This window comes from Zoogloea sp. (assembly GCF_041911615.1).
Taxonomy (GTDB): Bacteria; Pseudomonadota; Gammaproteobacteria; order Burkholderiales; family Rhodocyclaceae; genus Zoogloea.
In genome coordinates this window covers 1-9420 of sequence record NZ_JAYROR010000044.1, presented here as the reverse complement: position 1 = coordinate 9420, position 9420 = coordinate 1, and the positions used below count along the sequence as shown (strand labels likewise).

Below are 9420 nucleotides of genomic sequence, written 5' to 3'. Positions count from 1 at the left end.
CGGCGCCCGCCGCCGCAGCGGCCCCCGCGCCCGCGGCGGCGCCGGGCAAGATCGGCCCGGGCATGAACGCCCGCGGCGAGGTGGTGGATTCGTCGAAGGTGGAGTCGGGCTATGGCCAGAAGGTGAAGGGCATCCGCGATTACGACGGCGAGATCACCGGCCGTCCGGCGCCGGGCAGCAAGTTCACCCGGCTGCAGATCGGTATGCCGATGAAGCAGGTGACCGACCTGATCGGCCAGCCGTCGGACCAGGGCGCCTACATCACCGGCAAGGCCTTCATCCCGTTCTACTTCGGTGGCGACACCCATCGCCAGGAGCTGGTCTACAAGGGCCAGGGCCGCCTGATCTTCGCTGGCGGTTCGATGGGCGACCTGGGCGGTGCCAACCTGATCTGGATCATCCACAACGCCAACGAGCCAGCCTATCGCTGATGGCGTCGATCGCCGGACGATGCAAAAAGGCCCGCTTGCGCGGGCCTTTTGCTTGTTGCGGCAGACGCGGCGCTCAGGCCTTGCGGCGACGCAGCAGCAGGCCGCCGAGACCCAGCGCGGCGAGGCTCAGGCTGGCCGGCTCGGGAATCTGCTGGGCGCTGTAGGTGGGCAGCATGTCGCCGGTGACGCCCAGCACGAAGATCCGGCTGGGGTTGGCGAGGCCGCCGACGGTGTCGAGGAAGTCGTTGTCGTTGGCCACCAGCAGGGTGTGCTGGAGCACGCCATCCACCAACACGTCGGAGCCGAAGGCGAGGCCTTCGATCTTGGCGGGGATGGTGGCGGGGGTGAAGCCGTTGGCGGTGAACAGGGCCACCAGATCGACGAACAGGCTCTTGCCGACGGCGGCGGAGGCGAGGGCGGCGGCGCCGGTGAGCGTGCTCACGTCGGTGGCGCCGGCCAGATCGATCTTGTAGAGGCGCTTGACGGCGGCGTTGCTGCCGTCGCCGAGGCCCTTGCCGTCGCGCTCGTCGACGATGAACTCGTGGTCGTTGATGGCGACGATCTCGCTCACCGTGGGGTACTTGGGCTTGGTGGCGGTGCCGATGTTGTCGAGCTTGTAGGCGTATTCGTGGGTGACCTTGCCGCTGGCGATGTCGATGGTGACGATGCGCACGGTGCTGGCGTCGGTGCCGCCGTCCTGCAGCAGCGGGCTCTGCATGATGCCGACGAGGGTCTTGCCGTCGGGGGTGATGGCGAGGCCTTCCATGCCCTTGTTGGCGACGCGGCCGCTGGTGTTGCCGCTGATCTCGGTGTTGCCCTGGGACGAGAGCTTGCTCACCGCGAACTTGGCGGGCAGCGCGAAGGCGGCGATGCGGTTGCCGGTGGCCTTGTCGAACTGATAGACGTAGGGGCCGTATTCGTCGGAGATGAACACGCTCTGGCCGTTGGCGGCGACGCGGATGCCTTCGAGGTCGAGGCGGGCGTTGTCGCTGTTGGTGGACTGGCCGGCGGCGAAGGCGTCGGAGCGGCCGGTGAAGTAGTGCTGGCCGTTGCCGCCGGTGAGCACCGGCGCGCTGCCGTAGTTGAGCGGGGTGCTGCTGGAGAGCAGGGTGGTGGCGGTGAGGGTGGGCGTCAGGGTGGTGACGCTGCCGGCGCTGAAGCTGGCGCTGGCGAGGCCGAGGCTGACGGTCTGGAAGCGGGGAATCCACGAGGTGGTGTCGTCCACCGTGCTGTTCCAGGGCTCGGCGTTGGGGCCGCGGTCGGGGGTCATCAGGAAGGTGTCGCCGCCGGCCCAGGCGATGGCGGAGCCGAGGCCGCCGACGATGTTCTGGGCCACGCCGTTCTCGAGCTTGTCCTGGACGAGGCCGGACAGGTCGGTGCCGGCGAGCTGGCCGATGCCGATGAGCGAGACGCCGGCATGGGCGGTGGGGGCGGAGGCGAGCAGCGCCGGCACGACGACGGCCAGCAGACGTTTGGCGAACATGGGGGGGCAACTCCTTGCGAGGTGGGGAGGCAAAGCGGGAAACACTACGCAAGGACTGTTACGCGGGGGTTAAGGCGGTGAGGGAGGGGCGAAATGATCGACGGACGCCGCGAGATGTTCGATCCAGGCGGCTGGATGCTTGATCTACGCCTTTAGATGATCGATCTGTGCCCTGAGATGATCGATCTAGGCCGCTAGATGATCGATCTAGGCCGCTAGATGATCGATAGTGGCCGCGAGATCACTCATGGCAGGCGCGCCATCGTTGATCCGATAGTTTCCATCCTTGATGGGAGGTGGCCCTTTGAGGGTGGAAACTATCGTATGCGTGACGGGCGGCCGGCGACGAGGGATCTCACGCCGCGAACCCGGCGCCGGGTGGCGGGCTCAGGCTTCGGCGCCGGCTTCTTCCTGCTGCTGCAGCTGCCACATGCGGGCATAGGCGCCGCTTTGGGCGAGCAGGTCGAGGTGGTGGCCGCGTTCGACGATGCGGCCCTGGTCGAGCACGATGATCTCGTCGGCGTTCATCACCGTGGACAGCCGGTGGGCGATGACGAGGGTGGTACGGCCCCGGGCGGCGGCGTCGAGCTGGGCCTGGATGGCCTGTTCGGTCTGCGAATCGAGCGCCGAGGTGGCTTCGTCGAAGATCAGGATGTCGGGGTTCTTGAGGAGCGTGCGGGCGATGGCGACGCGCTGTTTCTCGCCGCCGGAGAGCTTGAGGCCGCGCTCGCCGACGCGGGTCTGCCAGCCGTCGGGCAGGCGTGCGACGAAGCTTTCCAGCTGGGCGGCGCGGGCGGCCGCCTCGACTTCGTCGCGGGTGGCGTCGGGGCGCCCGTACTGGATGTTGTAGAGCAGGGTGTCGTTGAACAGCACGGTATCTTGCGGAACGATGCCGATGGCGGCGCGCAGGCTGTCCTGGGTGAGCTGGCGGATGTCCTGACCGTTGATCTTCACCGCGCCGGACTGCACGTCGTAAAAGCGGAACAGCAGCCGCGCGAGGGTGGATTTGCCGGAGCCGGAGTGCCCGACCACCGCCACGGTGTGCCCGGCGGGGATGGCGAAATCCACGTCGTGGAGGATCTGCCGGGCCGGGTCGTAGGCGAAGCCGACATGGTCGAAGCGGACCTCGGCGGGGCCGCGGGCCAGGGCCTGGGCGTCGGGGGCGTCGGCCACCTCGCGATGGGTGCCCATCAGGCCGAACATGCGTTCGATGTCGGTGAGGGCCTGGCGGATCTCGCGGTACAGCACGCCCAGGAAGTTGAGCGGGATGTAGAGCTGGATCAGGAAGGCGTTGACCAGCACCAGGTCGCCGAGGGTCATGCGGCCTTCTGCCACGCCCAGGGCGGCGCGCCACATCATCGCGGTGACGCCGACGGCGATGATGGCGGCCTGGCCGACGTTGAGCAGCGACAGGGACTTCTGGTTCTTGATCTGGGCGGCCGTCCATTTGGCCAGCTCGGTGTCGTAGCGGCGGGCCTCGAAGGCTTCGTTGTTGAAGTACTTCACCGTTTCGAAGTTGATGAGGCTGTCGATGGCGCGGGCGTTGGCGGCCGAGTCGAGCTCGTTGGCCTGGCGGCGCAAGGCGGTGCGCCAGTTGGTGACCTTGAAGGTGAAGGTGATGTACAGCGCCAGGGTGACGACGGTGATGAGGGCGAAGCTGGGCTCGTATTTGACGAGCAGGATGCCGACGACGAGGCCGATCTCGACGAAGGTGGGGAGGATCGAATACAGCGTGTAGCTGATCAGCGAACCGATCGAGCGGGTGCCGCGCTCGATGTCGCGGGTCAGGCCGCCGGTCTGGCGCTCCAGGTGAAAACGCAGCGACAGGGCGTGCAGGTGGCGGAACACTTGCAGCGAGATTTCGCGCACGGCCTCCTGGGTGACCCGGGCGAAGACCAGTTCGCGCAGCTCGGTGAAGGCCGAGGTGGAGAAGCGCAGCGCGCCGTAGGCCACCAGCAGCGCGGCGGGCACGACGATGAAGGCCTGCTCGCGGGAGATGTCGAGCCCATCGACGAGCTGCTTGAAGATCATCGGCACCGCCACGTTGGCGAACTTGGCGCCGAGCAGGCAGCCCAGGGCGAAGAGCACCCGCCACTTGTAGGCCCACAGGTAGGGCAGCAGCTTCTTGATGGTCTGCCAATCGTGGCGTTCGCCATTGGCGGGGACAGGAGGAGGGCCGGAAGGGGAGCGTCGCATTGGGGTGGTGAGGCGTCAGGAGTCAGGCGTGAAGAGGGCTTTGCTGGTGGCGTTTGCGCTGGCGATCGGCAGGGGCGGGTCGGGAACGGGGGCGGGCGTAGAAGGGGCCGTGGGGGCGTCTCACGCCTTACCGCTCACGCATCACGGCCCCGCTCTCACCAAGCGAACCGCCAGGCCGATGAACAGCACGCCGCACAGGCGATCGAGCCACGGGCCGAGGCGCGGGCGGCGGGCCAGCAGGCGGCCGATGTGGCCGGCGGCGAGCGCCATCGCACCGAAGATCAGCACCGTCTGGGCGATGAAGACGAGGCCGAGGACGAGCATCTGCGTGGTCAGGCTGCCCCGCGCCGCATCGGCGAACTGGGGCAGGAAGGCCAGGAAGAACAGCCCGACCTTGGGATTGAGGGCGTTGGCGACGAAGCCGCGGGCCACATCGCGCTGCCACGGGCGCGGCGGCGCGGCGACGGCCGGCGCCAGCGTGCCGCCGCCGCGCAGGGCCTGGATGCCGAGCCATACCAGCCAGGCGGCGCCGGCGAGCTTGAAGGCGAGGAACAGGCCGGCGGAGGCGCGCACCAGCGCGGCGATGCCGAGGGTGGCCCAGGCGATGTGGGTGAGGCAGCCGCCGGCGCAGCCGAGCCCGAAGGCCAGCCCGGCGCGACGCCCGCGGGCGAGGCTCTGGCCGATGACCATCAGGTTGTCGGGCCCGGGGGCGAGGGTGATCAGGACGGAAATGCCGAGAAAGGCGAGAAGGGTGTCGAGGCTTGGCATGGCGCCCGATTCTGGGCGGCCCGGACGGCGCCGTCAATCCGGCGGGCCGCACCGGGTGCGCGGGCCCGCTGGGCGCTCAGTGGGTGTGGATGTCGTCGCTGCGGCACAGCACCGAGGGGTCGTGCATGGCTGCCTCGCCCATCTGCTGGAGGTTGTCGAGCACCCGCATCGAGGCGCTTTCCATGATGTCGAGCTGGCGGATCACGGCGGCCATGTCGCCGGCCTCGTAGGCTTCGAGCACGGCGACCCCGGCGCGGTGGACCTCGATATGCGGCGGCTCGATCTCCCGGTAGCCCGACAGCTTGCTGAAACAGTCGCGCCCTTCGCCTTCGTAGTACCACTTGCCGAGGCGGCAGTTGGTATGGCTGGCGAGTCCGCTGGACTTGAGGTCGATCATGCCGAACACGGCCAGGTAGATGCGGAACTTGTAGACGATGTGGTCGATCTTGGCCACCTCGACGAAGCTCTTGGTGGCACTGCCGGCGATCACGCCTTCCATGTTGCCGGAGAGGTCCATCAGGCGCTTCATGTCCTCGTTGGCGCGCTGGCCGCGGGCGCTGAACTGCCCGGCCGCCTGGGCCAGGGTTTCCATGCTGTTGCGGGCGCGGGTGGAGTCGTCGCGGATGCGCGTGACGAGGTTGGAGATGTCGCGGGTGGCGGTCGAGGTGCGTTCGGCGAGCTTGCGCACTTCGTCGGCGACCACCGCGAAGCCGCGTCCGGCCTCGCCGGCGCGGGCGGCCTCGATGGCCGCGTTGAGGGCCAGCAGGTTGGTCTGGTCGGCCACGTCGTGGATCAGCTTGACGATGGCGCCAATCTCGCCGGCGCGCTGGGCGAGGGTTTCGACCTCATGGGCCGAGGTCTCCGATTCGCTGGCGAGGCGCTGCAGGTTCTGGGCGATCTCGGTGGTGGCCTGGCCGCTCGCCTGGGACACGTGGGCCGCCTCGATCGCCTTGAGCTTCTCGTCGCGCAGCAGGTTGGCCATTTCGGCCAGACTACCCTGGGCGCTGGTCAGCGAGCCGCCGAAGGCGCTCATCCGTTCGACGATGGCGAAGTTGTTGCCGGAGCGTTGCTGGTGTTCGGCGTAGGTTTGTTGCAGCATGGCCAACTCCTGCTGCAGCGTGGCCCGCTCAGTCTCCAGCTGGGCGTTCCTGTCGGTGGCGGCCTGGAGCCTGGCCTGGAGGTCTTCGTAGTTCTTCTTTTTGATCCACATGGTTTTTTCTAGGCGTTGAGTTGGAGGCACGGCCGCCGGAAGCGCAGTCTGGATTGCGGTGTGTGCTGAGGCTGTTATCGGTAGAAGCCCCCCCCCTTTTTGAGGGGGTTGAAATGAATTTTTAACTCTTTTGAAGTAGGTCCATGCATCCATCGTCCGATCGCTTACCCCTGGCCCTGCTGGGCGTGGTGATGCTCGCACTGATGGCTTCCGCCGTTGCGCCCTTCGACCGCTCGACCTGGTGGATGGAGGTGGCGCCGGTGCTGATCGCCGCGCCGGTGCTGGTGGCGACCCATCGGCGCTTTCCCCTCACGCCGTTGCTGCAGGGGCTCATCGCGGCCCATGCGCTGGTGTTGATCGTCGGCGGGGCATGGACCTACGCGCGGGTGCCGTTCGGTTTCTGGTTGCAGGATGTGCTGGCCCTCGACCGCAACCCCTACGACCGGATCGGACATTTCATGCAGGGGCTGGTGCCGGCCCTGGTGGCGCGGGAGATCCTGCTGCGCCTGCGGGTGGTGCGCGGGCCGGGCTGGCTGTTCTTCCTCGTCACCAGCGTGTGTCTGGCGATTTCGGCGCTCTACGAGCTCGTCGAATGGGGCGCGGCGGTGGCGCTGGGGCAGGGGGCGGAGGCTTTTCTGGGCACCCAGGGCGATCCGTGGGATACCCAGAACGACATGGCGATGGCGCTGGTCGGCGCGGTGAGCGGGCAGAGCCTGTTCGGTGCCTGGCAGGCCCGCCAGATTGCCCGCCTGGGCGGCCTGCGCCGGCCGCTGTAGGGGAGGGTCAGTGCAGGGTGCGGGGCATCGCGAGGGTGAATTCGCCGATCGGCGCGTCGAAGCGCGAGCCGTCCTCGGCCACCATCTGATAGCTGCCCTTCATGGTGCCCACCGGGGTGGCGATGGAGCAGCCGCTGGTGTATTCGAACTGCTGGCCGGGGCGCAGCACGGGCTGCTCGCCCACGACGCCGGCGCCCTGGACTTCCTGCACGGCGCCCTCGGCGTCGGTGATGATCCAGTGGCGACTCACCAGCTGGGCGGTTTCGCTGCCGGTGTTGCGGATGGTGATGTGATAGGCGAAGACGTAGCGGTCGGCCTGCACGTCTGACTGCTCGGGCACGAAGCGGGCGACCGCGGTGACCTCGATGGACTTGGACGATGGCGCTGAGCTCATTATTGGGCCTGGGGTTCCGGTTGGGGAGAGCTATTGAAGCCGAATCCCCGCCGCGCCGCAACCGCCGCGCCGCTGGCGTTGGCGCGCGTGCTGGCCGGCGGGTACACTGCCGGCCTTCCTCTCCCTCTGCGCCGCGTGCCGGACGCCTGCCATGACCTACCGCATCGCCCCCAGCCTGCTTTCCGCCAACTTCGCCAAGCTCGGCGAGGAAGTCGCCGACGTGATCGCCTCCGGCGCCGACTGGATCCACTTCGACGTGATGGACAACCATTACGTGCCCAACCTCACCATCGGACCGCTGGTCTGCGAGGCGATCCGCCCGTGTACCACCGCGCCCATCGACGTGCACCTGATGGTCAAGCCGGTGGATCGCATCGTGCCCGACTTCGCCAAGGCCGGCGCCGACATCATCACCTTCCACCCGGAAGCCTCCGAGCACGTGGACCGCACCCTCGGCCTGATCCGCGACAGTGGCTGCCAGGCCGGCCTGGTGTTCAACCCGGCCACGCCGCTCAACTGGATGGACCACGTCATGGACAAGCTCGACGTGGTGCTGATCATGGGCGTGAACCCGGGCTTCGGCGGCCAGTCCTTCATTCCCGCCGCCCTCGACAAGCTGCGCGAGGCCCGCGCCAAGATCGACGCCTACACCGCCCGCACCGGCCGGCAGATCCTGCTCGAGATCGACGGTGGCGTGAAGGTGGACAACATCGCCCAGATCGCCGCCGCCGGGGCCGACACCTTCGTCGCCGGTTCGGCGGTGTTCGGTGCCGCCCATGCCGGCGATGCCCACCGCTACGACACGGTGATCGGCAAGCTGCGCGGCGCGCTGGCGGGCTGATCCCGCGCGGGCCTCAGGCCGCCGTCCGCCGCCGGGCCGACGGCGGCACCCCCAGCACTTTCACGAACGCGCGGCGCATCCGCTCCGGATCGCCGAAGCCGCAGCGCCGCGCCACCGTCTGCACCGCCTCGACGCCGCTTTCGAGCAGCGCGGCGGCGGCCTCCACCCGCAGGCGCTCCACCGCTCGCGCCGGTGGCATCCCCACCTCGCTCGTGAAGCGCCGCGAGAAGTGGCGCGGGCTCATGTGCGCCAGGCCCGCCAGGGTTTCCACGTCCAGTTGCGTGTCCAGGTGGCTGCGGATGTGGTCGAGCAGCGCGGCGAAGCGCCCGTCGGCCGGCTGCAGCTCGGCCAGCTGCGAGAACTGCGACTGCCCGCCCGGCCGGCGGAAATACACCACCAGCTTGCGCGCCGCGTGTCGTGCCACCGCCTCGCCCAGGTCGTCGGCGATGAGCGCCAGCGCCAGGTCGATGCCGGCGGTGATGCCGGCTGAGGTCCACACCGCTCCGTCGCGCACGTAGATGCGGTCGGGCTCCAGGCGCACCTGCGGAAAACGCTCGGCGAAGCTCCGCGAGCGCACCCAGTGGGTCGTCGCCCGGCGCCCGTCGAGCAGGCCGGCGGCAGCGAGCAGGAAGGCGCCGGTGCACACGCTGGCCATGCGCGGCAGCCGCGCCCCGCAGCGCCGCACGTAATCCACCGCGGTGGCGTCGTGGCTGGCCGGGTAAACCCCGTCGCCGCCCACCACCACCAGCGTGTCGGCCTCCCCCGGATCGTGCTGGGCGGCGTCGAAGGGCGCGGTGGCGAAGGCCACGCCGCAGGAGCTCGCCACCGACCCGCCGGCAGCGGACACCACCTCCAGCGCGTAGGCACCCGGCCGTAGCTCGTTGGCCGCTTCGAAGGCCGACAGCGGCCCCGCCGCGTCGAGGATCTGGAAGCCGGGGAAGACGAGGAAGCGGATCGTGCGGGTCATGGCGGCAAGGGTGATGGCATGAATCGAGGGATTTGCGTCATTTACGCCATCACTCTAGCCGGCGACGATGCAGGCGTCAAAACCCTGGAGTCGATCATGAACCGCAATGTCCTGCTGCTGGCGCTGTCCCAGGCGCTGGCGATGACCATCGTCAGCCTGATGCTGTCCGCCTCGGCGCTGGTGAGCGTCGAACTCGCCGCCGGCACCGGCTGGGCGACCTTGCCGCTGGCCGCCCAATACCTCGCCACGATGCTGGCGCTGCATCCCCTCGCGCGGCTGTCCGCCCGCCACGGGCGCCGGCCGGTGTTCATCGCCGCGGCGCTGGTGGGGGCGGCCGGCCTCGCGCTGGCGGTG

9 protein-coding genes and 2 pseudogenes are annotated in these 9420 nt (G+C 68.9%); 4 read left to right on the top strand and 7 right to left on the bottom strand.

Annotated features, from left to right (window positions below):
- The coding region (locus tag ACE3P2_RS05720) for a hypothetical protein (RefSeq protein WP_374261997.1) at window positions 1-431 on the top strand (431 nt) is incomplete at its 5' end.
- 73 nt (window positions 432-504) lie between these two features.
- Here the strand turns inward: ACE3P2_RS05720 and ACE3P2_RS05715 are convergent.
- The 5 genes and pseudogenes from ACE3P2_RS05715 to ACE3P2_RS05695 form a co-directional block, all read right to left on the bottom strand.
- Complete coding sequence (locus tag ACE3P2_RS05715) at window positions 505-1914, bottom strand: esterase-like activity of phytase family protein (protein WP_374261994.1); 1410 nt, start codon at window positions 1912-1914, stop codon at window positions 505-507.
- Window positions 1915-2301: 387 nt separating this feature from the next.
- Window positions 2302-4110: an ABC transporter ATP-binding protein/permease gene (locus ACE3P2_RS05710; RefSeq protein WP_374261991.1), complete on the bottom strand. Its 1809-nt coding sequence runs from the start codon at window positions 4108-4110 to the stop codon at window positions 2302-2304.
- Between the two features lie 141 nt (window positions 4111-4251).
- Entirely contained in the window at window positions 4252-4878 is a 627-nt protein-coding gene (locus tag ACE3P2_RS05705; RefSeq protein ID WP_374261988.1) for a LysE family translocator, read from the bottom strand.
- 76 nt (window positions 4879-4954) lie between these two features.
- Window positions 4955-5377 carry a CZB domain-containing protein gene (locus ACE3P2_RS05700; RefSeq protein ID WP_374261999.1) on the bottom strand — a complete coding sequence of 141 codons (423 nt, stop codon included), beginning with the start codon at window positions 5375-5377 and terminating at the stop codon, window positions 4955-4957.
- Window positions 5378-5416: 39 nt separating this feature from the next.
- Window positions 5417-5671 (bottom strand): annotated as a pseudogene (locus ACE3P2_RS05695) (methyl-accepting chemotaxis protein); the annotation flags it as partial.
- Window positions 5672-6231: 560 nt separating this feature from the next.
- Here ACE3P2_RS05695 and ACE3P2_RS05690 point away from each other — a divergent pair.
- Window positions 6232-6864, top strand: coding sequence for a DUF2238 domain-containing protein (locus tag ACE3P2_RS05690; protein WP_374261985.1), 633 nt, complete (start codon window positions 6232-6234; stop codon window positions 6862-6864).
- Between the two features lie 7 nt (window positions 6865-6871).
- Here the strand turns inward: ACE3P2_RS05690 and apaG are convergent, their stop codons facing one another.
- The gene (apaG, locus tag ACE3P2_RS05685) at window positions 6872-7258 is read right to left on the bottom strand and encodes a Co2+/Mg2+ efflux protein ApaG (RefSeq protein WP_374261982.1); all 387 of its coding nucleotides are present in this window, start codon (window positions 7256-7258) and stop codon (window positions 6872-6874) included.
- Window positions 7259-7409: 151 nt separating this feature from the next.
- Between apaG and rpe the strand changes: the two genes are divergently transcribed.
- The gene (gene rpe / locus ACE3P2_RS05680) at window positions 7410-8099 is read left to right on the top strand and encodes a ribulose-phosphate 3-epimerase (protein ID WP_374261980.1); all 690 of its coding nucleotides are present in this window, start codon (window positions 7410-7412) and stop codon (window positions 8097-8099) included.
- Window positions 8100-8112: 13 nt separating this feature from the next.
- Here rpe and ACE3P2_RS05675 read toward each other — a convergent pair whose 3' ends face one another.
- Window positions 8113-9066 (bottom strand): GlxA family transcriptional regulator, encoded by a 954-nt coding sequence (locus tag ACE3P2_RS05675; protein WP_374261978.1) that lies wholly within the window; start codon window positions 9064-9066, stop codon window positions 8113-8115.
- Window positions 9067-9162: 96 nt separating this feature from the next.
- On the opposite strand from ACE3P2_RS05675, the pseudogene ACE3P2_RS05670 reads away from it, so the two are divergent.
- Window positions 9163-9420: pseudogene (locus tag ACE3P2_RS05670) on the top strand (MFS transporter); the annotation flags it as partial.

Bases quoted from the DNA above. Each gene is read 5' to 3' on its own strand.
- ACE3P2_RS05690 (WP_374261985.1), top strand. From the start codon at position 6,232: ATGCATCCATCGTCCGATCGCTTACCCCTGGCCCTGCTGGGCGTGGTG.
- ACE3P2_RS05705 (WP_374261988.1), bottom strand. From the start codon at position 4,878: ATGCCAAGCCTCGACACCCTTCTCGCCTTTCTCGGCATTTCCGTCCTG.
- ACE3P2_RS05715 (WP_374261994.1), bottom strand. From the start codon at position 1,914: ATGTTCGCCAAACGTCTGCTGGCCGTCGTCGTGCCGGCGCTGCTCGCC.
- apaG (WP_374261982.1), bottom strand. From the start codon at position 7,258: ATGAGCTCAGCGCCATCGTCCAAGTCCATCGAGGTCACCGCGGTCGCC.
- ACE3P2_RS05710 (WP_374261991.1), bottom strand. From the start codon at position 4,110: ATGCGACGCTCCCCTTCCGGCCCTCCTCCTGTCCCCGCCAATGGCGAA.
- ACE3P2_RS05675 (WP_374261978.1), bottom strand. From the start codon at position 9,066: ATGACCCGCACGATCCGCTTCCTCGTCTTCCCCGGCTTCCAGATCCTC.
- rpe (WP_374261980.1), top strand. From the start codon at position 7,410: ATGACCTACCGCATCGCCCCCAGCCTGCTTTCCGCCAACTTCGCCAAG.
- ACE3P2_RS05700 (WP_374261999.1), bottom strand. From the start codon at position 5,377: ATGGAAGGCGTGATCGCCGGCAGTGCCACCAAGAGCTTCGTCGAGGTG.